The organism is Microbacterium sp. JZ70, from assembly GCF_053903225.1.
On sequence record NZ_CP096405.1, the window covers coordinates 1,394,593 to 1,418,737 of the forward strand.

Below are 24,145 nucleotides of genomic sequence, written 5' to 3' on the forward strand. Positions count from 1 at the left end.
TCCGGGGTGGGGCGCGGACGGAGACAGGTCAGCGCGGAACGGTCTCCAGCTCGAGCGTGATCAGCGGAAGCTCGTCGCGAGGAACGACGACCGTGACGATTCCGCCCGCGGGCAGCTCCGCGCCGATCGCATAGATGTGCGGGTCGGTGTCGATGAACGCGCCATCGAACTCGCGGCCATCCACCATCAGCGAGATCGGCCGCTGGACCGCGCGCTCGCGGATGTCGGGCGCGGGCGGGAGTCCGCCGGCGACTCCCTCGAGGCCGCGTTCGATGCGGAAGGTGTTGCGCAGCACATGGTTCGCGTGCTGGACGAGCACCGCCGCTAAAGACGCTTCCTCCGAGGGATCGCGGTGCCACGTCGTCCGCACGGCCTCCCACAGCTGCGGGAACCGCATCTGCTCGGTCATCTCGACGAGCCAGTCCGGCCGAGGGTGGGCGGAGGCCACCTCGAGGGAACGCCGCATGTCATCGTCCATCTCGACGAGGTTCCCCGGGGCCATCCGGTTGTCGGGATCGCGGATGAGCGTGTACGTGAAGCTGACGTGCATCTCGCGCAGCCCGCGGCCGTCCTGACCCTGTTCATAACCGGACGGCATGATGCCCTCGAGGTGCCTCTGCGCCACGAAGGTCAGCGCCGGCACCGGCATCTCGCGGAGCTTCTGACGCCACTCCACGCGCGGGTCGGGGTGTCCTCCGGCGATACCTCGACGTACTGCATGGGTTCCAGTGTGGTCGAGCGCCGTCAGCGCGGCCAGGAACTCGAGGAAGGTTGCGTCGTTTCGTCTCGCTTCGCTCGCTCAACGACCGGGGGGTGGGGCGTCCTTCCGGTCGTTGAGCGGAGCGAGCGCCAGCGAGCGCAGTCGAAACGTCGTGAGCCGATGTCGGGACGGGGTGTCGTTTCGTCTCGCTTCGCTCGCTCAACGACCGGGAGGTGGTCGCTCGCTCATCCACCGGGGGAGCGAGCCGAACGCGCGCTCACGTGCTGATGAGCACGAGCGCGAGTGTGCACAGCGCGAGGCCGATGCCCTCCGTGCGCGTCCACCAGCGACGCGTCACGATCGCCGCCGCGACCACGGTCACCGCGGGGTAGAGCGACGTGACCGCCGCCGCGATGGCGAGATCGCCCGGCTGGGCCGCGACCTGGTAGCTCACCGTCGCGACGCCCGCGAGGACGCCCGCCACCGCCGCCATCCCGACCGCCCGCCGGGGGAGCGGACCTCCGGTGCGCAGGACGCCGACGGCGAGCACCGTGAGGAGCGCGACCGACACGCCCTGGCCGACCGCGAGGGGCACTAGGCCCGCTGCTTCCGACGTCTGGCCGAGGCAGGTGAACTGCGTGCCGAAGCCGGCGCCGGCTCCCGCGCCGATGAGCAGGCCGCGCCGGTCCACTGCGGACCGGCCGCCTGCCGCGACGAGCCAGATCGCCGGGACGACGGCGATGAGACCGGCCGTCTGCAGCGGCGTCGGCAGGCCGCCGAGCGCGACCCCGACGACGACCGGGATCGTCACCGCGACGACGCCCGACATCGGCGCGACGCTCGTGACCGAGCTCGTCGCGATGCCCCGGTAGATCAGCACGTTGCCGATCGCGCTGCCGAGCCCTGCACCCGCGCCCCAGAGGACATCCGCTCCGGTCGGAGCTCCCTGCCCGACCGGTGAGACGACGAGGAGCACCGCGAGCACCGCTGCGCATGCCTGGCTGATGAGCGCGACGACCCGCGCGTCGATCCGCTCGGACGTGCGCCCGCCGACGTAGTCCGACAGGCCGTACGAGACGGCGGCCGCGATCGCGAAGGGGAGCGTGAGCACGGTCGTCAGCTCGAGGCGGTCGCCGAGGAGGGTGTCGGGTGCATGCATCCTCCTGAGCCCGGCGTGCGAACGGGTGACATATCCGACCGTAGCGGTAGGGGCGGCGTGGCGGCCCCGACAGCGCCCGCCGGACGCGGGTGGCGTTTCGTCTCGCGGAGACCAGTGCTGAGCGAGCGGAGCGAGCCGAAGCATCGCTTGACGACCGGGCGTTTCGTCTCGCTTCGCTCGCTCAACGACCGAGGCCAGCCTCCTCGAACCGATGCGTGCCGTGCGCCACCGTCGACGACGCGCCTGACGGCAGCACGACCTCGGCCGTCACACCGACGGGAATCGTCACCTCGAGCCCGAAGCGGCCGCCGTCGATCGACCACGCCACGGCGATCTCGCCGTAGGGCGACGCGTGCCGCGCCCGCGCCCACGTCAGACCGCCGCCCGGGCGCGGAGCGATCCGCACCGTGCGGCTGCCCGGCGAGGTCGTCGCGATGCCGCCGATTTCGCGGTGCATCCAGTCGGCGATCGAGCCGAGCGCGTAGTGATTGAACGAGGTCATCTCGCCCGGGTTCACCGTGCCGTCGTCGAGCAGGCTGTCCCACCGTTCCCAGATCGTCGTCGCGCCCTTGTCGACCATCGAGAGCCACGACGGGGTGCTCCGCTCCGTGAGCATCGCGAACGCGTCGTCGGCATGGCCGGTGGCGGTGAGCGCATCAGCCACGAGGTTGACCCCCGCGAAGCCGGCGCCCACGCGGAAGCCGCCCTCGCGCACGAGGCGCGCGAGCTCCGCTCCGGCGACCCGGGCCATCCGCTCGTCGAGCAGCTCGAAAGCGATCGCGAGCGCGTAGCCGGTCTGCGTCGGGTGGGCGAGGCGCCCGTCGGCATCGAACCACTGCCCGCGGATGGCGGCGCGCACCTCCGCGGCGAGGCTCGCGTACTGCTCGGCGACGGCGCCGTGCCCGACGGCCGCGGCGAGCTCGCCCACACGGCGGGCGGAGTGCGCGAAGAACGCCGTCGCGACGAGCGCGGGGTCGGTCTGCGCGGCCGCGGGATCCTCGGGCGGAGCCGTGGGATCGAGCCAGTCGCCCAGCTGCCGGTCGGCGTTCCACAGGCGCGTCGCGCCCGCGCGACCGGCCACCTGGTCGACCCAGGCGCGAGCGCTCTCCAGCTGCCGCAGGACGAGCTCGCGGTCCGCGTAGCGCCGCCACAGATCCCACGGGGTGAGCGCAGCGGCATCGCCCCACGCGGCGATCGGACGCCCGGGGGTCCACCAGAAGCCGCCGGGGATGAAGGGCACGTACACCGGCACGGTCCCCACCCGGCGCTGCTCGACCTCGAGGTCGCGCAGCCAGCTCGACAGGAATCCGGCGCAGTCGTAGAGATAGGTCGCCGTCGCCGCGAAGACCTGGATGTCTCCCGTCCACCCCAGCCGCTCGTCGCGCTGCGGGCAGTCCGTCGGGATGTCGACGAAGTTCGACCGCAGACTCCACAGCACGTTGTCGTGCAGCCGGTCGAGGGAGGGATCAGATGTCTCGAGCCACCCCGTCCGGCGCATCGCGGTGTGCAGCACGCGCCCCGTCACCGTGAGGTCGTCGAGACGCCCGTCGAAGCCCGCGATCTCGGCGTAGCGGAAGCCGTGGATCGTGAAGCGCGGCTCCCAGTCGATCGAGCCGTCCGAGCCGAGGTAGCGGTCTTCCGAGGTCGCGCCGCGCAGGGTGCGCGTGTAGAGCGCGTCGTCCTGCAGCACCTCGGCATGGCGGATGGTCAGCTCGGGCCCGACGCCCGAGCTCGCGCGCACGCGCAGGCGCCCCGCGAAGTTCTGCCCGAAGTCGATGACGATGCGGCCATCCGCTCGCCGCTCGATCGAGACCGGAGAGAGCTCCTCCGTGCACCGCACGGGAGGCCCCTCGGGGGCGACGAGCGTGCCGTGGGCGACGTGCGCAGCGCGCACGGGCTGCCACGCGGCGTCGTCGAACCCCGGATCGCTCCATCCGTGCGGCACCTCCCGCGCGTCGAAGGTCTCGCCGAGGTAGAGACTGCTGCGCAGGATCGGCGAGCGGTGCGCGCGCCACTCCGCGTCGGTCGAGATCGTCACGCGCGAGCCGTCGTCGAGCTCGACCTCGAGCTGCGCGAGCAGCGCGAGGTCGGCGCCGTAGAGATCCGCCTGCCCGCCGTCGAACCCGAGGCGCCCGCGCCACCATCCGTCGCCCATCCACGCGCCGACCGCGTTCTCGCCCGCGTGCAGCAGATCGGTCACGTCGTAGGCGTGATAGCGCAGGCGTGCGGGATAGACGGTCCATCCGGGGTTCAGCTCGTCGGCGCCGACGCGGCGGCCGTTGACCTCGAGCTCGTACACGCCGTGCGCCGTCGCGTAGAGCCGCGCACGGCGGACGCCCGACGACAGGGTGAACCGGCGCCGGAAGAGGGGAGGGCGGCGCTCGCCGCCGGCCGGGTCGTCCCAGGGAGCCTGCACGCCCGCACCGATCCAGTCGAGCGGGTCGAGCAGGCCCGCCTCGACGACCGCGGGCTCCGACCACCCCGACCACGCACCGTCGTCGCCGGCCACGCGGATGCGCACGACCGCCTCCTCGCGCGAGGAGAGCGGGTCATCGGGCCACGGCACGAGCACGGACTCCGCCGACTCCACCGCGAACCGACGGCTCTCGCCGCCCCGCGCGACCTCGACCTCGTAGGCGCGCTGCGCCCATCCGGCCGACGCGGTCGTCTGCCACGACAGGCGCGGGCGCGCCTCGCCGATGCCGAGCGCCTCGTCCCGGTGCTCGAAGCGCACGGATGCGACCTGTGTCGTCATGTTGTCCCCCTCGTGGATGCGGCGCGCCTCTCGACGCGCGTCGGGCCGACGACGTCGTCGCCCAGCCCCGTGATGCGGATGCCGGTGGGCACGTCGACCATGACGACGTCGCCCTCGGCGTGCACGGTCAGATCGCCGTGCGGTGTCGGGACGACCGCGGCCGCCCAGGTGAGGTCTCCGAGCGCCGGGGCGACCGCGACCTCGCGCCATCCGGCCGCGCGCGGCTCGATGCCCAGCACGGCCCACGGCAGGAGGGCGGCGGGCGCCGCGCCCCACGCGTGACAGAGGCTCTTGCCGAACGGGCGTCCGTACATCTCGTACGGCGAGTGCCCGGGCTCGGCGAACTCCTCCCAGAACGTCGTCGCCCCCGCGTCGAGCATGGGCTGCCAGCGTCGACGCAGCAGCGCGAGCGCGTCGTCGCGGCATCCGCCCGTCACGAGCGCGGCGGCCGCGAACCCGGTCATGTACGGCGTGCGGACCCGCCCGTCTCGCACGGCATCCACCACGCCGTCGGAGACGCCGAGGCCGGCGAGGATCGCGAGAAGGTTCGGATACGCGGATGGCCCGCTGTCGGCGTCGAGGTGCTCGCGCCAGAATCCGCGCTCATCCCACGCACGCTCGCGCAGCACGCGCTCGGCGCGCACGGCGACTTCGCGCCATCGCGCAGCGTCGGGATGGCCGCCGCGCGCGAGCAGGTCGGCTCCCGTGCGCGCGGCCCAGGCGAAGAGCACCTGGAGCGCGGCGAGATCGCGGCCGGGAGTCGTGTCGACGCCCCAGTCGATGAGCACGGGGCCGGCCGGGAAGCCCGACGGCTGCCCTGGGCGGAACACCCCGTCGCTGTCGACGTCGCACGCGAGCGTGTCGAGCATCCGCGCGACCGCGTCGGCCCTGCGGCGCGCCGAGACGCTGTCGCCGAAGTGGGTCATGTGTAGGCCCTGCGCGACGACCCACCACAGTGAGTAGTCGGCGAGCCCGTTGACGTACCCGCCATCGGGGGCCCCGAGCGCGTCGAGGCTGTCGAACGCGATGCCGCCGTCGCCGATCGCGTAGGCGTTCGCGAGCAGGGCGAGCGCCTGATCGCCCGCCCACGGCACGCGGTCGCGCTTGAGTCCGTCGACGGCGAGGCCCTGCAGGCTCGCGCGCGTCGTGTACGCCGCGACCGCCCACATGCGGGTGAGGTCCTCGTCGGAGCAGGCGAACGCGCCGCCGCGCTCGACCGGATGCGCGAACGCTTCGAGGTGCACCTCTGCGGCCGGGTCGTCGACGCGCAGGTAGCGGAAGCCCAGGCGGCCCTGCGTCGTCCACGCGCCGTCGGCGCGCCGCACGATCTCGACGATCGCCTCCTGGTCGCCATCCGCCTCGACCTCCGCGAGGGACTCCCCGACTCGGATGGCGGGGCGCATGCCGCTCGCGATCACCGGGCGCGCGAGCACCGTCGCGCCCGCGTCGTGCAGGCCCGCGCCGAGCGCGATCGGCTCGAGCGCGAACGAGGGCCCGGGGTCGAGGTGCGGCGGGCGGTCGCGCCCGGGGCGGATGTCCGGCGCGACCCATGCGCCATCCGCCTCGACGCGCCATCCGCGCCCGTCATCGCAGAGCGCGGCGGGCTCGCCCTCCGTCGCGACGCACTCGACGACCTCGCCGTCGTCGGCGCGGAACCGCACGCGCGATGCCGCGGGCCGCTGGTTGTCGTCGTAGTGCACGAACCGCGCACTCGCCCGGCTCTCGGCGACGAGCCGGTTCAGCACGCCGCGCGCGTAGGCGCCGGGGGTGTAGAGCCAGGTGCGCTCGCCGCGGGTGGGCAGCTGCAGCGGGAAGGGGTCGGGGCTCGCGGCGCGCGAGAGGCGGCGGATGTCGTCCGGCGTCACCCCTTCACCGCGCCCGAGGTCATGCCAGCGACGATCTGGCGGTTGAAGAAGATGTACATGACCAGCGGCGGGAGGGTGATGAGCAGGACGTCCATGAAGAGGAGGTTCCAGTTGCTCACCGCCTGCGACGAGAAGTTGAACAGCGTCAGCTGCACGGTCGCGTTCTCGTCGCCGGGCAGGAAGTACAGCGCGTAGGTGAAGTCGTTGAACACGAACACCGACTGCACGACGACCACGGTCATGACGACCGGCTTCAGCAGCGGCAGGATGATCCCGAAGAACAGGCGCAGCGGGCTCGCGCCGTCGATGATGGCCGCCTCGTCGAGCTCCTTGGGGATTGTGGCGACGAACGCGCGGAACAGCAGCACGCAGAACGACAGCCCGAACGCGACGTGCACGAAGACGAGGCCGGGGAGCGTCTTGAAGAGGCCGAGAGTCTGCAGCACCCAGATGGTCGGGACCACGGCCGGCGGGATGATGAGCCCCGACAGGACGAGCGCGTTGACGACGCGATTCCACCGCGACGACCGGCGCTGAAGCACGTAACCGACCATGGCCGACAGCACCACCATGATCGTCACCGAGACCACGGTCAGCACGATGCTGTTCACGAAGGCGCGCACGAGCAGGAAGTCGCGGTTCTCGAGGACGGTCATGAGGTTCTCGAAGAACGCCCACTGCGTCGGGAGCGTGAAGCCGAGCAGAGATGCCTCCTGCTGCGTCTTCGATGCCGTCAGCACGATGAACGCGAACGGCACGATGAAGACGACGATCGCGAGCGCGATGGCGGCGGCCCCGCCGCCGTATCGCCAGAGTCGGGTTCTCACAGCTCGGTCTCCTTGCGGTTGAGCCAGGCCGACAGCGGGAAGATGATCGCCGCGACCACGAGGAAGAGGATGACGTTGCCGGCGGTCGAGAGCCCGAAGAAGCCGGCCTGGTACTGCTTGTAGATGACTGACGCGATGACGTCGCTCGTGAACCCTGGCCCGCCCTTCGTCATCGCCCAGATGAGGTCGAACGACCGCAGACCGCCGATGAGCGACAGCAGGATGACCGTCACGGTCGCGGGGCGCAGGAGCGGAAGGGTGATGTGCCGGAAGTGGTTCCAGGCGTTCGCCCCGTCGACGCGCGCCGCCTCGCTGTACTCCTGGGGGATGGCCACGATGCCGGCGATGTAGATGAGGGCGGCGAGGCCGACGCCCTTCCAGACGTCCACGAGCGCGACCGAGAGCAGCGCGAGCGCCGGATCGGTGAGCCATCCGGGCCCGGTCGCGCCGAGCGCCTCGATGACGCGGTTCACGAGGCCGTCGAACGGATCGAGGAGCACCTTGAACGTGATGCCGACGCCGATCGTCGACACGAGCACGGGGAAGAACACGACGCTGCGCAGGAACCCGCGGCCGATGATCTGCGAGCTCAGGAGGAGGCCGAGAGCCATCCCGAGGACGACCTTGAGCCCGCTCGTCACGGCAGCGAAGACGAAGGTGTTCACGAAGCCCGTGCTGAGAGCCGGGTCCTTGAAGAACTCGACGAAGTTCTCGAAGCCGATGAACTCCGAATCGAAGAGGGTCCAGCGGGTGAGCGCGAAGTAGAACGACGCCACCGTCGGGATGAGGAAGAGGATGACGTAGAAGACGCCGGCGGGCAGGAAGAACCACGAGGGGTACATGCTCCGGCGCCGGACGGGGCGGGCGGGCGCCTGCGCGACGCGCGTCGGCTCGGCGGCGAGTGCGGTCATGGGGTGCTCCAAGGCATGTCGGGAGAGGGGCGGCCGGAGCCGCCCCTCTCGGAGGTCACCAGCCCTCGAGGCCGAGCTGCTGGGCCTGCTTGCGGACGTCGTCGTCGTACTGCTGCGCACCCTCCTCGGCGGAGGTGATGCCCGAGCCCACGGCGACGGTGATCTGCTCGAGCGACGGGCCCTTGATCGGGGAGAGGAACTCGAGCGCGTTCTGCACGCGCCCCTCGTCGAAGTAGGCGATCTCGTCGGTGACGATCGGTGGAACGTCGTCACCGAGCTCGCAGCCCTCCACCACGAACGGGCCGTACGGAACGCCGGTCGCCTCGACCTGCACGTCGCAGCTCTCCGGCGTCGTGAGCCACTCGAGGAAGACCTTCGCCGACTCGAGCCGCGCGCCCTCCGTCGACGACGGCACGTACACGGCGCCCGGCTGCCACACCGTCAAGGTGTTGTCCTCGGCGGACTCGCCGGGGATCGCGAAGAGGCCGATGTCGTCGACGGCGTCGGGGTAGTTGGCCGCGAGGTTCTGGATGGCCCACGACAGGATCGGGTAGTGCGCGCCCTCTCCGTTCGCGAGCATGCCCACGGCCTCGTCGTAGGTCGCCGACGCGTAGTCCTCGTTGAAGAGGCCGGCCTCGTTCAGCTCCTGCAGGTGGCGGAACCCGGTGAACGCGGGCTCGTCGACGTACTTGGCCTCGTTCGCCGTGTACTTCTCGGCCCACTCCGGGTCGGCCTTCATGACGTTGGCGAAGTCGCCGAGCACGAACAGCTGCGACGTCCACGTCTCGCCGTAGGACTGGATGATCGGCGCGACGTCGGACGCCTCGGCCTTGACCTTCTCGGCGTTCGCGACGAACTCGTCCCAGGTCTGCGGGATCTCGAGCCCGAGCTCCTCGTAGACCCGCTTGTTGTACATGATCGCGCCGGACGACGTCTGCCCGAGCGGAGCGCCGTAGAAGCCCTCCTCGGTCGAGACGACGGGCACGAAGCTGTCCTGGAGCTTCGACACCCACGGCTCGTCGCCGAGGTCGACGAGCTGCTGGTCGGGGTTGAGCGCCTGCAGGAGCGAGCCCGTGTTGTAGGCGAACAGATCGGTCATCTCGCCCGTCGACAGGCGCGTCTTGACGACGTTGTCGCCCTCCGTGCCCTGCGGGCGGGTCTCGATCTCGACCTGGATGTCGGGGTGCTCGGCCTCGAAGGCCTCGACCAGGGCCTCCATCGTGGTGACCGAGGTCTCGGCATTGTCGATGAGGATCGAGATCTCGGAGCCGTCGTCGGACGCCCCGCCGGAGCATCCGGTGAGGACGAGCGCCGCGCCGCCGGCGGCAGCCGCCGCGGCGAGGAGCCTGCGCTGGGTGTGAGGGGACATCAGGGAACCTCCTGGTGCGAAACGTCTTCGTCTGTGCGCCGCTCGACCTTGCGCGGCATGAGCAGGCTAGGGAGCTGAAAGCGCGGTTGTCAATCGATCTACACAAACTCGTAGAGCGATCTACGAAATCGAGATCCGGCTGTTACCATGAGGCCGAAGCGGGCGACCGCGGGTCGAAGGGGAGACGTGGCGATGACGCAGGCGAGCGTGGGGCAGGCGACCATCCAGGATGTCGCCGACCTCGCCGGAGTGTCCCGCGCGGCCGTGTCGAAGGTCATCCGCAACGCCTACGGCGTGAGCCCCGCCATGCGCGAGCGCGTGGAGAATGCGATCGAGCAGCTCGGCTACCGCCCGCGTGTGGGGGCTCGCGCGCTGCGCGGCTCGACGCACACGATCGGGTTCGAGCTGCCCGCGCTCACGAACCCGTTCCTCGCGAAGATCCTCACGGGAGCGACCGACGCCATGGAGGGGTCGCGCTACCAGCTGATCGTCGCGCCCACCCCGCCGGGCGCATCCGAGCGCGGGCCCATCGACGCGCTGGTGGACCGCCAGGTCGACGGCCTCGTCGCGATCGGACCGCAGATCGAGCAGGCATGGCTGGAGCGGATCGCGCCGATGACGCCGCTCGTCATGATCGGACGCCACGACGAGTCGGCGCTCTATGACACCGTCACGGGCGACGACGACCTCGGCACCGAGCTCGTCCTGCGCCACCTCATCGATCTCGGGCACCGCAGGATCGCGCACGTGACGATCACCACCGCGGACTCCGGCGACCGCTCGCCGCACGGTCGCCGCATCGGGGCCTACGAGCGGATCATGCGAGAGGCCGGCCTTGCGCACGCCATCCGCGTGGCGCGGAGCGGCGAGGCCGGGGGAGATGCCTACGACGTCGTGCGCGCGCTCCTGGCCGAACCGGAGCCGCCGACCGCGATCTTCGCCGGCAACGATTCGCTCGCGCTCGATGCGCAGCGGGCGCTCGCCGACGCCGGGCTCACACCCGACGACGTCTCCATCGTGGGATACGACGGCATCGACCTCGCGGGGCATCCCGGGGTGGACCTCACGACCATCGACCAGGACGGCGTCGGCATGGGGCGCACGGCGGTGGCCCTGCTGCTCGAGCGCATCGGCGGACGCACCGAGCCCGCGCACGCTGTGAGCGAGACACGTCTCGTCGTCCGCGGCTCGACGCGCCCGCCGCGCGACTAGCGGCCGGGGAGCTGGCCGCGCGCGACTTGCGGCCTAGCGCGCCCGCCGGGCCGGGGTGGGGACTATCGCCCGGGCACCGCCTCCCAGGGCTCGGAAGTGAGAGCGCTAACCTGGATGGCGGGGGACGCAAGACCTCCATACCGTGCCGTCGACGTGTGGAGCAGATCGTGATCGTCCTGGCCGAGCCGTCGTTCCTCGGCTCCCGCACGCCGCTCGAGATCGTCCTCGTCCTCGCGGCCGCCCTGCTCGGGGCCGGCGTCATCGTGCTGCTGTCGTTCCGGCTGCCGGCGCGGACGCTGCTCGCGGGCGCCTTCGCGCTCGGCACGCTGCAGTTCTTCGGGCCGTTCGGCTTCACGTCCCTCGGGCTCATCGCGACGGCGGCCCTCCTCCCCGGCGCGATCTGGCGCTTCTGGCGCGGCAACGCCCACGTCTGGATCGGGCTGCTCGGCGCGCTCGCCGTGTGGCAGGCGATCTCGGTGCTCTGGGCCGACAAGGTCGGCTCGGCCGCCTACGGCGTCCTGCTCACCCTCGCGCTGATCGCCACCGCGCTCCTCGCGCGCGCGACCATCCGCTCGTCTCCGCAGGGACTCATCGAGGCACTCGCGATCGTGTCGCCGCTCATCCTCATCGAGGCGTGGCTCGTCACGCTCTTCCGCCTCGCGCCCGATCTCGAGAAGGCGTATCTCACGTCGCCGATCGCGCGCGTGTTCACCGAGCCGGGCGTCGAGATGATCGCGCACGGCAGCACCGAGAACGTCAACGACATCTTCAAGGCCGGCGGCCTCTTCCTGAACGCGAACACCGCGTCGCTCTTCCTCGCGGTGGTCGCGTGCCTGTACGTGTGGGCGGCCCTGCAGCGCCCGGGCCGCGCTCGCTTCTGGCTGTTCCTCGCGGTCGCGGCCATCTCGCTCGACGCCTCCCTCGGGACCGGATCGAAGACCCCCCTCGTCGCCATCGTCATCCTGCCGATGCTCGGCGTGCTCGCCCTCGTCGCCGTGCGCAAGCCCATCCTCACGGTCGTCGTCGCGGTCGCCGGCGCAGGGCTGGCCGCGGGCGCCGTCGCCGTCGTCACCGCGATGCGACCGCGCCTGCTCGACGAGGTCGTGCGCACGCTCGACGAGCGGCGGCGGCTGTGGGGCGTCGTCTTCCAGAGGTTCCCCGAGAACTGGTTCACGGGGCTCGGCTTCGGCAACTGGCGGCTCACGATCGCGGAGGAGTGGCGGATGGCCTTCCCCGGCCGCGGCCTGCAGCTCTTCCCGCCGCACAACCTCTTCGCTCAGGCGTGGGCCGACGCCGGCATCATCGCGTTGCTCCTGACGATCGCGCTGTCGCTGCTCCCGATCATCGCCGTGCTCCGTCGCATCGGCGCCGCGCGCCACGACAAGCTCGTCTCGCGCGGGTCCGTCGAGCTGCTCGTCGTGTTCGTCGGCGTCTCGTGGGTGCTCGCGCACGGCATGCTCGACACGACGACGTTCCTCGGCGACAACCACCTCGTGCCGTTCTTCGCCGCGATCACGGCGGTCGCGTTCTCGACGCGGCTGGGGACGCGGCAGGATGGTCGCATCCCATCCGCCTCCGTCAGTCAGGCCGCATGACCACCTACGTCTACTACCCGCGCGGGCTCGCCACAGGCGGGCCCGAGGCGCTGCACCAGCTCGTCGACTCGCTCCGTCGCCAGGGGCAGGACGCGTTCCTCGTCCCGGTGCCGGGCACCGAGGAGGCGCCTCGCGCGGAGCGCTACGCGCACTACGACGCCCCCGAGGCGCCCGCGGTCGTCGATGCGCCGGGCAACGCCGTCGTCGTCCCCGAGACGCAGGCCCTCCTGCTGCGGGGCCTCGCGCATGCGCAGCCGTTCGTGTGGTGGCTCTCGATCGACTACGCGCCGCGCTTCGTCATCGAGCGGGCCCAGAAGTCGACGCTCCCGCTCGAGCGCACGCCGATGTCGCGCCCGCCGCTCATCTGGGCCCGCCACCTCAAGCGCGCCCTGCGCGGCATCACGACGGGGGAGGACGCCGTGCTCGCCCGCGCGGGCCACCTCGTGCAGTCGCACTACGCGTGGAACCACGTCTTCGCGCACCTCGGCCGGGTGGGGACCATCCTCTCCGACTACACGCCCCTGGACTTCCCCGAGACGGTCGCCGTCGAGGGGCGCGCGCCGCGCATCACCTACAACCCCGCGAAGTCGGCCGCGCTCATGCGCGAGTTCTCGCGGCGCTGGCCGGGCATCGAGCTCCTGCCGCTGCGCGGGATGACGCGCGACGAAGTCGCCGACGCGCTGCGGACATCCCTCATCTACCTCGACCTCGGCACGCACCCCGGCAAGGACCGGATGCCCCGCGAAGCCGCCGCGATGGGCTCGATCGTGCTCGTCGCGCGCCGCGGCGCGGGGGCCAACGACGTCGACGTGCCGCTGCCGTGGGAGCACAAGGTCGACGTCGCCCCCGACGTCGTCGCGGCGGCGCACACCGCCATCGAGTGCGTGCTCGCCGACCCGGCCGCCGCACTGGCCGCGCAGGAGCCGTACCGTGCAGCCATCCGCCGTGAGCGCGAGGTGTTCGACCGCGAGGTCGAGGCGGCGTTCATCCGAGGCGAGTTCGGCCGCGACGGCGCCGCGGGGGTGTAGGGGCGGCATCCGTCACCGGGTCGCCCGCCGTCCGTGTCCCGCGTCCGTCACGGGCCGTCCGTCACCGGGCCCGGCCCTGCCGTACCGGCCATCCGTGCCCCGCGTCCGTCACCTGACTTCCCACACCGCCCATCCGTATCCCGGTTCGGATCGGTGGGGCCGCTGTGGCCTGGTGTCGTGCGACACGCGCACATCCGCCCCACGACTCCGATTCCCGTGACGTCGGTGCCGTTCCCCGATTCGGATCGGTGGGGCTGGTGTGGCCCGGTGGCGTGCGACACGCGCACTTCTGCCCCAAGGCTCCGAATCCGGTGACGTCATTCGGCCCGACGTGGTGTCCCTGTCGCGCCCTCGACGGCTGTGTCACTCGGCCTGACGTGCCGGCCCGTCGCTGCCTCCTCGGCTGAGGCCGCCGGCGGCCGCGGACGGCCTCAGCGGGCCGAAGCCCGGGCCGGGACCGGGACGTCCGCGACCTGCTCCGCTGCCCGCACGAGCGCCGCGACGGCGCGCGACCGCGAGTCCTGCGGCCACACGATCGACAGCTCCGTCGTCGGAGCGTCGGCCACCGTCAGATACGCGACACCCGGGCGCGGGTACCGCTCCGCCACATGCGCGGGAAGCAGCGCGACGATGCCGTCGAGCTCGACGAGCGCGAGCAGCTGGGGCAGGTCGCGGATGTCGTGGTCGCGAACGAGGGCGCTCTGGTACGCGTGGAAGCCGACCTCGTCGTCAGGACCCGAGATCGGGAGCGCGAGTGCAGCGAGGGTCGTGCCCGATCCGGCGAGGGGCGCTCCCGCGAGCGGATGGTCGACGCGCACGGCGGCGACGGTCTCCTCCTCGCTCAGGCGGTCGGCATCCAGACCCGTGCGGTCGAACGCTCCGCGGATGAGTGCGACATCCGCCTCCCCGCGCCGCAGCAGGACGGGCTCCTCGCCCCACGCGCACAGGCGCACCGAGACCTCGAGGTCGGGCTCGTCTTCGGCGAGGCGCCGGAGCAGAGCATCGAGGAATCCGCCGTCGTTGTCGGCCTTCATCGCGAGCACGACCCCGCGCGGCGCGACCGCCGCACGCTGCGCCCGGCGTGCCGCGGCGTGCAGCGCATCGAGGGCCGTGCGAGCGTGCTCGAGCAGGACGACGCCCGACGGCGTAAGCGACACGGCGTGCGTGCTCCGCTCGAACAGGGTGACGCCGAGCTCGCGCTCGAGGGCTCGGATGGCGCGCGACAGCGGCGGCGTCGACATGCGCAGGCGCGCGGCGGCACGCGTGAAGTTCAGCTCCTCCGCCACCGCGACGAAGTAGCGGAGCGATCGAGACTCGAGCATCGCGCCTCCTCTTCTGCGACCATCCTCGACCATCCCGACCGCGATCGCGTGCCGGTATGACTCCTGGGGCAATACCCGTGACCGACCCGATCCTTCCACCGCGACGGGCGCGGCGCGAGGGTGGAGACGCCCGGAACTCGGGCCATCCACCGCGTCGGCCGTGCGCCGGCGCGCGAACACGAGGAGCACAGCACGGATGATCATCGTCACAGGCGCCACGGGCAAGCTCGGCAGCGCGGTTGTCGAGCGTCTCATCGACCGCGTGGGGGCGCAGGAGGTGGGCGTCGCCGTCCGCAATCCAGCCGCGGCCGCGGGCCTTGCCGAGCGCGGGGTCCGCGTGCGCCGCGCGGACTACGCCGACAGCGCGTCGCTCATCGACGCCTTCGAGGGAGCGCGGCGCGTGCTTCTCGTCTCGGCGCGCGGAAACGGCCCGGATACGGTCGAGCTCCACCGCCGCGCGATCGACGCCGCGCGCGGTGCGGGCGTCGAGCACCTGGTCTACACGAGCCACATGGCGTCGCGCGCCGACTCGCTGTTCTCTCCGATGCGGGATCACCACGCGACCGAGGCCGCCCTGGACGAGTCGGGCCTGTCGTACACCTCGCTGCGCAACGGGTTCTATGCCTCGACCGTGCCGATCCTGCTGACCGGGGCGATGGCGACGGGGGAGCTGCGGACTCCCGTCGACGGCCCCGTCTCCTGGACCACGCACGCCGACCTCGCCGACGCCGCGGCCGTCGCGCTCACGACCGGCCTCGGCACCGGCGCGACACCTCCGCTCACGGGCGGCGAAGCCCTCGACATGGCGGCCGTGGCCGACGTCGCGTCGCGCGCGACGGGGAAGGCCATCCGCCACACGGTCGTCTCGCCGGAGGAGTTCCGTTCGGGGCTCCTCGCCGCGGGCGTTCACGCCTTCCTCGCGGGCATGCTCGTCGAGATGTTCGCCGCCGCGCACGCCGGGGAGTTCGCGGCGTTGCATCCGGCGCTGGCGGAAGCGCTCGGTCGCGCGCCGCAGACGCTGCAGGACGAGCTCGCGGGGTAGCCGGGGCCGGGCAGGATGGCGGGCGCGGGTGGCGGGCGCGGGTGGCGGGCGCGGCCCATCCGTCACTGGATTCGGATCGGTGGGGCCGGTGTTGCCTGGTGTCGTGCGACACGCGCACTTCTGCCCCACGACTCCGATTCCGGTGTCGCCGTCGCCGTCGCCGTCGCCGTCGCCGTCGCTGCCGTCACCCGATTCGGATCGGTGGGGCTGGTGTGGCCTGGTGTCGTGTGGCACGCGCACATCTGTCTCACGAGTCCGATTCCGGTGACGCCGCCGCCGGCGCCGGCCCACCCGTCACCCGATTCGGATCGGTGGGGCTGGTGTGGCCTGGTGTCGTGCGACACGCGCACATCTGTCCCCCGACTCCGATTCCGGTGACGCTGTTGACCGCCCCGGCCCGGTCCGAACCACACGCGCCCCGGACCCGGCGCCCCCGGCCCGGCCTCAGCGCCGGAAGACGCGCAGCAGCTTCCGCATCCCGTGCTGCTCAGGAGGAAGGTCGTGCAGCAGGAGCGCGTCGATGTCCGCTGCGGTCGCGATGCGGGCGCGCTGGATCCGGTGACGCTCCCGCAGCGCGTGCGGCAGCAGGCGGATGGCCCCGCCGATTCCGCGCAGGGCATGCGCTCCCGACCCGGTCGCGAAGGTCTTGCCGAGCATCATCGCGAAGAGCAGGGCGAACCTCGGCCAGATGACGTGACGGAGGCCGGCGGGCACGTCCTTCACGAGGAGGACGGGGAGGTTCTTGAACGTCTGCCGCACGGTGAAGCCGGGGATGCGTCCGCTCGTCGCGCCGATCCGATGATGGGCGACAGCCGCCGGCTCGTACACGATCTCGTGGCCCGCGAGCCGCGCGCGGAACCCGATGTCGATGTCCTCGAAGTACGCGAAGAACGTCTCGTCGAACAGGCCGATCTCATCGAAGAGCGCCGTGCGATAGAGCGACGCACCGCCGCTCGCGGAGAATACGCGCCCCTTCCCGGGGGCGTCCGCGCGGCCATCCGATCGCCCGCGGGGGAACGGCATGCCCCAGACGCTCAGGCCGTCGCCGGCGGTGTCGATCGTGCCCGCGATCGCGGGGTCGTCGGAGCGCCGGAGGAGCAGCCCGGTCGCGATCGCCGCGTCCGCGTCGGCCTCGAGTGCCGCGACGAGTGCCTCGAGCCAGTCGGGCTCGGGGAGCGCGTCGTTGTTCAGCAGCGCGACCGCGTCGTAGCCGTCGTGCTGCGCGAGGCGGATGCCGACGTTCACGCCGCCCGCGAATCCCAGGTTCTCGGGCTCCAGGCGGAGGCGGATGGCCCCGCTCGCGGCTCGCGCGCGAAGACGCCGCACGTCGTCGGGGGAGGAGCCGTTGTCGACGACGAGCACGTCGGCCGGACGCGTCTGCGCCGCGAGGGCGTCGAGGCACTCCTCGGTGTCGTCGATGCCGTTCCAGTTCAGGACGACCACGAGAACCCGCATCACACCCTCGCCTTCCGCGCCGCGAGCACGTACCCCACCTGCACGAGGAGCACGACGACCTCGGCGGAGGCGAGGCCCGTCGCGCCGCCGACCGACCCCCACAGCGCCGACAGCGCGAGCGTCAGCGGCACGCCGACGACCGCACCTGCCACGACGCTCACGAAGATCGCGCGGGTGCGCCCGAGCGGCACGAGCACATGCCGCCCGAGGGATGTCGTGAGCGAGATGCAGAGGATCGCTGCGCCGAAGAGGATGGCGGTGGCCGCGTCCATCTCCTTCCCGCGGAAGAGGATGCCGGTCAGCCACGGCCCGATGAGCGCGAAGGCCGCGAACCCGAGCACGCCGAGCACCGCGTGCAGGAGCAGGGCCTTGCGCGCGCGGGCGCCGAAGTGCGCGCGATCCTCCTCGACGACCCAGCCCTGCAGGGCGTTGCCCTGCGCGCCCACGACCGTCTGGCCCATCCGGAACAGCTTGTCGCCGGAGACGTAGGCGGCGGCCTGCGCGGTTGTCGTCCCGGCCGTGACGAGCGACACGGCGAGCGTCGTGTACGCGCCGCTCACCGTCTCCGTCGCCGCCGCCGCGAGGTGTCGACGGGCGAAGGCGAGCGATCCCCGCCAGTCGCCGCGCACGAGGGCGGCGGGCTTCATCACGGTCGCGGCATATGCGGCGACGCCTCCCGCGATCGCGAGCAGCAGGAGCGCCGGGTACCAGAGCACAGGGCCGCCGACGAGGATGATCGCGCCGCCCAGTGCGGTCGCGGCGGCCCGGGGGAGCAGTTCGAACAGGATGAGCGGCAGCGGCCGCCCGAGCCCGATGAGGAACCACGCCGACGACAGCCCGCCGAGCGTGATCGCGACCGCCATGGTCGCCGCGATCGGGGCGTCGGCACCGGGAGCAAGCACCGCTGCGATCACCGCCGCGACGAGCGCCCCGGGGAGGGCGACCGCGAGGCGAGCGCGCGTCCCGGTCGCGAAGAGCTCGGGGCGCTCGGCCTCGGGCGCGAGGCTCACGAGCGTGGGCCCGACGACATTGAGGCCGAGGCTCACGGCGAGCGCGAAGAACCCGCCGACGGACTGGCCGACGGCGACGGCGACCCACGGGCCCGCTCCCGCGTTGTACGCGAGGACCGGCAGGACGAGGAACGGGATGAGCGCCGACGCCGCCGGGATCGTCGAGAAGCTCAGGAGCCGTCGTGCAAGGGCCATCAGGCGTCCCGGTTGCGAGGTCGGGTTGCGGCGTTTCGTCTCGTCGCTGGCGCTCCTCGCTCAACGTCCGGGGAGGTTGCGGGCGCTCCTCGCTCAACGTCCGGGGAGGTGGCTGGCGCTCCTCGCTCAACGACCGGGGAGGTTGCGGGCGCTCCTCGCTCAACGTCCGGGGCGGCAGAGCCCGTCACAGCTTCTCCCAGAACGACGCCGAGCGCATCCGGAGCGACCGGGGCATGTCGATCGAGGCATCCGCCGCCGCGAGCGGGAACTGCGGCCGCACCTCGCGCGCCGCCGCGCGCCATCCGGCGATCCGCCCGGTGAGCGACTTCACGTCGCGGTACAGCACGATCCGACGCAGGCACACGATCGCCTCGGTCGCGAGCGCGCGCGCCGCTCGACGCGTCCGGAGGATGCCCCACGCGCGCAGGAGGTACCCGCGCCCGAAGCCCGCGAGGTACCGCTGCTTGGGCGAGCCCTCGCCGGCCGACGCGCCGCCGATGTGCATGCCGCCCGGCGTCTCGAGGCCGATCGCGTCCCATCCCGCGGCCCGCAGTCGGAACGCGAGGTCGAGCTCCTCGCCGTACATGAAGATGCCCTCGTCGAGCAGGCCGACCTCGCCGAGCGCGCGGCGACGATATGCCGCGGCGGCGCCGTACGGTCCGAGCAGCGCGGGCCGCGTCGCCGACGCGCGGTCGACCGTCGCGCCGTGATAGCGGACGAAGCCCGCCGCCGTCGCGTCGGCCGTGATCCCCAGGGAGTCGACGCGGCCATCCGGGCGCAGGAGCAGGGGAGCCACGCTGCCGACCGTCGGCGGCGCCGCCTCGAAGGCCGCCAGGACGTGCTCGACGAGCGTCGGCTCGGCGATGACGTCGCTGTTCACGAGGAGCACGTACGGCGCCTCGCCGTGCGCCATGCCGCGGTTGCAGGTGTGCGCGAATCCGCGGTTGCGGCCGTTGCGCAGGAGCGTCACGCCCGGGAACGCGCGGGCGATCCGGTCGGCGGTGTCGTCGGGCGAGCGGTCGTCGACGACGATGACGTTCGCCGCGACCGTCTGCTCCTCGAGCGCGCGCAGACACGGCTCGACATGATCCCAGCCGCCGTACACGGGCACGACGACGTCGATGAGCGGGGTGTCGTGCGGCATGCGTCAATCCTACGGAGGCGGATGGCCGGCGCCGGCAGGCGGCATCCCCGGGCAATGCGCAGGGGGAGGAGCCGCGCGGGTGACAGGATTGACGCAGTCGACCAGCCCTCGGGGGAAGGACCAGCCGATGTTCGCTCGCCAGAGAGACAAGAAGAAGATCGCCATCATCGCGGCGAGCGCCGTCGGCGCGGTCGCCGTGCTGGGCGGAGGCACGGCGCTCGCGCTCAACCTCACGCAGCAGCCCGCGCCGGTCGCGTCGGAGACGCCGACCGCGACGCCGACGGCGACGAAGACGCCGACCCCCACCCCGACGCCGACCCCCACGCCGGAGCCCGTCGAGCTGCCGGTCTCGGTTCCCGTCGAGGGCGCGCTCAACGGATGGCAGGGCGCGGGATCCGCGCAGATCGCCGACGTGTGGCCGCAGGCGGGCGATGCCGCGAACGGCGAGACCTCCGCGTACATCGACGCCCCCGTCGTCGACGCACCGGTCGCCGCGCTCACCGCGACGGTCGCGGTCCAGGCGGGAACCACCTACGACTTCTCGGCGCAGGTGCGCCAGATGGCGACCCTCCCCGAGCCCGTCTCCGCGGCCATCCTCATCGGCGAGACGCGCATCGAGCTCGGCGAGATCGACGCGTCGTGGACCGAGGTCGAGGGCGAGTACACCGCGCCCGAGGGTGCCGGCGAGACGACCATCGCGATCCAGATCGAGGGGCCCGTGTCGGGTCTCGGCATCGACGACCTCTCGCTCACGCCTCAGGGCGGCGAGAACGTCGTGCCGAACCCGTCGTTCGAGGAGGTCACCTCCGACTGGGGCATCCTCAACAACGCCCTGATCCTCCGCGAGAAGAGCGCGGCGCTCGGCGTGAAGATGGGCGCCGGCGACGCGCGCTGGCAGGTCACCCGCGCCGACGGCTCGGTCGCGGCCGAGGGGACCGCCCCGCTGCGCGACGGCGTCTCGGCCATCCCGCTCGAGGGCGTCACGCAGGGCTACTACCGCGTCTCGGTCACCGACGCCTCGGGGCAGAGCGTCGCGACCCCGGTCGCCGTCGTCGACTTCGTGGGCGCCCGCATCGCGCCCGACGAGCGCATCGGCGCGATCACCCACGTCGACCAGTCGTGGTACGTCGACGCGGCAGACGTGCTGCAGTCGGTCGGCTTCGGCTCGGCGCGCAACGACGTGCTGTGGGAGCAGAACGAGCGCACGCCCGGCGTCTACGAGTTCAGCGGCCACTACACCTCCGAGTTCGACAAGATGCACGCGCACGGCATCGGCCTGCTCGGCATCGTCAACTACGGCAACCCGCTCTACGACGGCGGCAACCCGCCGTCGTCGCCCGGCGCGGTCGAGGCGTACGGCAACTACGCCGCGGCGATCGCGCAGCGGTTCGACGTCGTCGGCCTCGAGGTGTTCAACGAGTTCAACCACGAGCGCTTCAACACGGGCGGCTGCGGCACCGCGCCGACCTGCTACTTCCCGCTCGTCCAGTCGGTGCAGGCGAAGGTCGACGACTCGATCCCCGTCATCGCGGGATCGACGGCCAACTACGACGCCGAGTGGTTCCGGCGTCTGTGGGCCGAGACCGACACCCTCGCGCACGCCGACGCGATGAGCTTCCACCCGTACAACCCGTCGTACTACCAGCAGCCCGAGAACCTGACCGGCGCGTTCGCCGACGCGCGCGAGAACATGCAGGCGGGCGCGGGCGGCGAGCTGCCGATCTGGCTCACCGAGTTCGGATGGACGACGGGCAACGAGCTCGGCCAGGCGCGCTCGCTCGAGGCGCAGGCGCAGAACCTCGTCGCGGCCGAGGCCGTGAGCCTCGCGAACGGCGTCGAGAAGTACTACTGGTACGACCTCATCGACGACAGCACCGACGGCAACAACCACGAGGGCAACTTCGGCATGTTCTACCAGGAGGCCGCGAGCGTCGCGACCGCGGCTCCGAAGCCCGCCGCCTTCGCCCAGGCGCTCTTCATCGACCAGCTGGGCGGGCGCGAGGCGACCGCGCGCGACGACATCGGGTCGGGCAACCACTCGTACCTCTTCGGCGAGGAGTCCGACGGCGTCCGCGTCGCGTGGACACTCAACGGCCAGGCGAGCGCTGAGTACGAGGCGTCGGGCCCCATCACGATGACCGACATGTCGGGCGCTGTGACGACCCTCGAGCCCGAGAACGGCACCGTGACCGTGCCGCTGACGGGCAGCGCCGTCTTCCTGGCCGGCGACTTCTCGCCCGCCGACGAGCCCACGCCGACTCCGACGGCGTCGCCGACCGCGACGCCCGACCCCACGGAGACGCCCGCGCGCCCCGAGGACTGAGACGAGCGGATGGCCGGGGCCGCGCGCCCCGGCCATGTCGCGCACGCGACAACGAGGGAATCTTGCAGAAGGTTTCGTAGGGTTGGAGAATGCCCCACTCGCAGGACGACGCGCGCGACAAGCCCCTGAGTCGACGCGCCCGACGGCTCGCACGCCAGGCTGAGGCACCGCAGGAGCCCGGGTTCTACGCCACCGGGATCGATGCGGCCGCGACCGGCCGCATCGACGTGTTCGACCTCGAGCGGCAGGACGCGCCGGCTTCCGCGCAGGCGCCGGGCGGCGCCGACGCGGCGCCCGCGACGCAGGTGCTGCACACCCCGCGCGACGCGGGGGAGACGCCGACGACCCGCATGGGCGCGGTCGGCGGGGCCGCCGACGCGACGCCGACGCAGCGCTTCGACGCGCCGACCCAGCTCCTCGACGCGCCCCGCGGCGAGAGCGCGGCACCGCCATCCGCCCCGCCGCCCGGGAAGGGCGCGAAGGACAAGGGCGACGGCTCGCGTCGCCGCCGGATCCGCATCGGCGTGCTCATCGGCATCGCGGTCCTCGTGGTCGCGGGCCTGTGGCTGGGCGCGCGCGTGCTCATCGTCAAGAGCGAGCTGGAGGCCGCCCAGCGCGTGGTGAACCACGTGCAGGACGGCGGAACCCTCGAGGTGTCGGTGCCCATCCTCGGCGAGCACGCCGCCAACGCCGCGAGCGTCTCGGTCGACCCGGTGTGGCGCCTCGCCGAGTTCATCCCGTGGGCCGGCGACAACCTCCGCGGCGTGCGCCTGGCAGCCGAGGCGCTCGACGTCGTCAGCAACCGGATCGGCCAGCCCGCGCTCGAGGCCATGTCATCCGACAGCGGCGAGTCGATCATCGCGCGCGTGCTGCCGCTCCTCCAGGACTCGACCGACGACGTCGTGCGCATCGCGGACGGCATCGCCGACGTCAAGGACGCGGGGACGCTCATCCCTCCCGTTCAGACCGGTGTGAACCTCGTCGACTCCGTGATGTCGGTCGCCGCGCCCGCGTTCGAGTACGGCCCCGAGCTGCTCGGCGCGAACGGCGCGCGCAACTACCTGCTCGTGTTCCAGAACAACGCGGAGTCGGTCGGCCTCGGCGGGTCCGCGGCGTCGCAGACCCTCATGAGCGCCGATGCGGGCAACCTGCAGATCGTGAACCAGGCCTCGAGCGCCGACTTCACCGAGTTCGTGCCGGTCGACGTCGACGTCGACCAGAGCGCGCTCGACCTCTACAACGAGTACCTCGTCCACCACGTCAACACGTCGCCGAGCCGTCCGGACTTCCCGACGATGGCCGAGATCGTCACGAAGTTCTGGCAGCGCGACATCTCCGACGACCGCATCGACGGGGTCGCGTCGATCGACCCGATCGCGCTCGGCTACATCCTCGAGGCGACCGGGCCCATCCAGCTGACGACCGGCGACGTCATGACGAGCCAGAACGCCGCGCAGCTGCTGCTGAGCGACGTCTACAGCCGCTTCGACAGCGTCACCGATCCGGCCGCCGCCGACGAGTTCTTCGCGAGCGTCGCCGAGCAGGTCTTCACGAAGGTGTCGGCCGGCGACTTCGACATCCAGTCGATGCTGTGGGCCATCCGCCACGGGATCGAGGGCGGCAACATCCTCTTCCACAGCCAGAACGAGGATGTCCAGAAGCAGATCGCCGACGAGAAGGTCGCGGGCATCCTGCCGAAGGACAACGACGACCAGACGACCCTCGGCGTGTTCTTCCGCGACGAGTCGGCGTCGAAGATCGACTACTACATGAAGTCGAACATCGACGTCACCCAGACGTGCCAGGCCGACGCGTCGACCTTCGAGGTCCGGACGACGCTGCACCTCGACATCGACCAGGCGACGGCGGATGCGCTTCCGCAGTATGTGAAGAGCCAGACCGACGGGACGCGCTTCCACACGCAGGTCTACGTGTACGGCCCTCCCGGCACGACCGTCGAGTCGGTCGCGGTGGAGGGCGAGGAGGTCACGCTGCGGCGCGACGACGTCGTCGACCTCGGTCGTCCGGTCGCGTGGTTCACGACCGTGCTCGACCCGAGCGAGCTCGCGACGGTGACGGCGACGTTCTCGGGCGAGGGCGAGTTCGGCCCGCTCGCGCTGCGCTCGACCCCGATGGTGCAGGCGACGACGGGTGCGCTGACCGCATGCGGCTGATGGGCAGAAGCGCCCGTCCGAGCCGTTTCGCGCGCGCCTCGGCGTGTCTGGGAATAACC

Annotated in this window: 17 protein-coding genes; 6 read left to right on the plus strand and 11 right to left on the minus strand. The window is 72.0% G+C overall.

Going from position 1 to position 24,145, the window contains the following annotated elements:
* Positions 1-28: 28 nt before the first annotated feature.
* From M1D46_RS06240 to M1D46_RS06270, 7 genes are all read right to left on the minus strand, one after another.
* Complete coding sequence (locus tag M1D46_RS06240; RefSeq protein ID WP_456286962.1) at positions 29-649, minus strand: hypothetical protein; 621 nt, start codon at positions 647-649, stop codon at positions 29-31.
* Between the two features lie 328 nt (positions 650-977).
* On the minus strand, positions 978-1,859 hold the full coding sequence (locus M1D46_RS06245; protein ID WP_456286963.1) for an EamA family transporter: 882 nt from the start codon (positions 1,857-1,859) through the stop codon (positions 978-980).
* Between the two features lie 181 nt (positions 1,860-2,040).
* A complete protein-coding gene (locus tag M1D46_RS06250; RefSeq protein ID WP_456284737.1) occupies positions 2,041-4,614 on the minus strand; it encodes a glycoside hydrolase family 78 protein in 2,574 nt (857 codons plus the stop codon).
* Positions 4,611-6,479: an alpha-L-rhamnosidase-related protein gene (locus M1D46_RS06255; RefSeq protein ID WP_456284738.1), complete on the minus strand. Its 1,869-nt coding sequence runs from the start codon at positions 6,477-6,479 to the stop codon at positions 4,611-4,613. The genes M1D46_RS06250 and M1D46_RS06255 overlap by 4 nt, the downstream gene beginning before the upstream one ends.
* Positions 6,476-7,306, minus strand: a complete 831-nt coding sequence (locus tag M1D46_RS06260; protein ID WP_456284739.1) for a carbohydrate ABC transporter permease — start codon at positions 7,304-7,306, stop codon at positions 6,476-6,478. Before M1D46_RS06260 ends, M1D46_RS06255 begins: the two co-directional genes overlap by 4 nt.
* Complete coding sequence (locus M1D46_RS06265; protein WP_456284740.1) at positions 7,303-8,217, minus strand: carbohydrate ABC transporter permease; 915 nt, start codon at positions 8,215-8,217, stop codon at positions 7,303-7,305. The genes M1D46_RS06260 and M1D46_RS06265 overlap by 4 nt, the downstream gene beginning before the upstream one ends.
* A 55-nt stretch (positions 8,218-8,272) precedes the next feature.
* Positions 8,273-9,586 (minus strand): ABC transporter substrate-binding protein, encoded by a 1,314-nt coding sequence (locus M1D46_RS06270; protein WP_456284741.1) that lies wholly within the window; start codon positions 9,584-9,586, stop codon positions 8,273-8,275.
* 192 nt (positions 9,587-9,778) lie between these two features.
* On the opposite strand from M1D46_RS06270, the gene M1D46_RS06275 reads away from it, so the two are divergent.
* The 3 genes from M1D46_RS06275 to M1D46_RS06285 all read left to right on the plus strand — a co-directional run bounded on the left by M1D46_RS06275 (position 9,779) and on the right by M1D46_RS06285 (position 13,421).
* A complete protein-coding gene (locus M1D46_RS06275; protein ID WP_456284742.1) occupies positions 9,779-10,798 on the plus strand; it encodes a LacI family DNA-binding transcriptional regulator in 1,020 nt (339 codons plus the stop codon).
* Positions 10,799-10,953: 155 nt separating this feature from the next.
* A complete protein-coding gene (locus tag M1D46_RS06280; protein ID WP_456286964.1) occupies positions 10,954-12,393 on the plus strand; it encodes an O-antigen ligase family protein in 1,440 nt (479 codons plus the stop codon).
* Complete coding sequence (locus tag M1D46_RS06285; RefSeq protein ID WP_456286965.1) at positions 12,390-13,421, plus strand: hypothetical protein; 1,032 nt, start codon at positions 12,390-12,392, stop codon at positions 13,419-13,421. Before M1D46_RS06280 ends, M1D46_RS06285 begins: the two co-directional genes overlap by 4 nt.
* 431 nt (positions 13,422-13,852) lie before the next feature.
* Here M1D46_RS06285 and M1D46_RS06290 read toward each other — a convergent pair whose 3' ends face one another.
* Complete coding sequence (locus M1D46_RS06290) at positions 13,853-14,743, minus strand: LysR family transcriptional regulator (protein WP_456286966.1); 891 nt, start codon at positions 14,741-14,743, stop codon at positions 13,853-13,855.
* 196 nt (positions 14,744-14,939) lie between these two features.
* Between M1D46_RS06290 and M1D46_RS06295 the strand changes: the two genes are divergently transcribed.
* On the plus strand, positions 14,940-15,785 hold the full coding sequence (locus M1D46_RS06295) for an NmrA family NAD(P)-binding protein (RefSeq protein WP_456286967.1): 846 nt from the start codon (positions 14,940-14,942) through the stop codon (positions 15,783-15,785).
* A 444-nt stretch (positions 15,786-16,229) separates the two neighbouring features.
* Here M1D46_RS06295 and M1D46_RS06300 read toward each other — a convergent pair whose 3' ends face one another.
* The 3 genes from M1D46_RS06300 to M1D46_RS06310 all read right to left on the minus strand — a co-directional run bounded on the left by M1D46_RS06300 (position 16,230) and on the right by M1D46_RS06310 (position 19,589).
* A complete protein-coding gene (locus tag M1D46_RS06300) occupies positions 16,230-17,240 on the minus strand; it encodes a glycosyltransferase family 2 protein (RefSeq protein WP_456286968.1) in 1,011 nt (336 codons plus the stop codon).
* Positions 17,240-18,445, minus strand: a complete 1,206-nt coding sequence (locus tag M1D46_RS06305; protein ID WP_456284748.1) for a lipopolysaccharide biosynthesis protein — start codon at positions 18,443-18,445, stop codon at positions 17,240-17,242. Before M1D46_RS06305 ends, M1D46_RS06300 begins: the two co-directional genes overlap by 1 nt.
* Positions 18,446-18,629: 184 nt before the next feature.
* The gene (locus M1D46_RS06310) at positions 18,630-19,589 is read right to left on the minus strand and encodes a glycosyltransferase family 2 protein (RefSeq protein ID WP_324012254.1); all 960 of its coding nucleotides are present in this window, start codon (positions 19,587-19,589) and stop codon (positions 18,630-18,632) included.
* Between the two features lie 127 nt (positions 19,590-19,716).
* Between M1D46_RS06310 and M1D46_RS06315 the strand changes: the two genes are divergently transcribed.
* Together M1D46_RS06315 and M1D46_RS06320 are read left to right on the plus strand one after the other, a co-directional pair.
* Positions 19,717-21,912: a carbohydrate binding domain-containing protein gene (locus M1D46_RS06315; RefSeq protein ID WP_456286969.1), complete on the plus strand. Its 2,196-nt coding sequence runs from the start codon at positions 19,717-19,719 to the stop codon at positions 21,910-21,912.
* 89 nt (positions 21,913-22,001) lie between these two features.
* Complete coding sequence (locus M1D46_RS06320; protein ID WP_456286970.1) at positions 22,002-24,086, plus strand: DUF4012 domain-containing protein; 2,085 nt, start codon at positions 22,002-22,004, stop codon at positions 24,084-24,086.
* Positions 24,087-24,145: the final 59 nt, after the last annotated feature.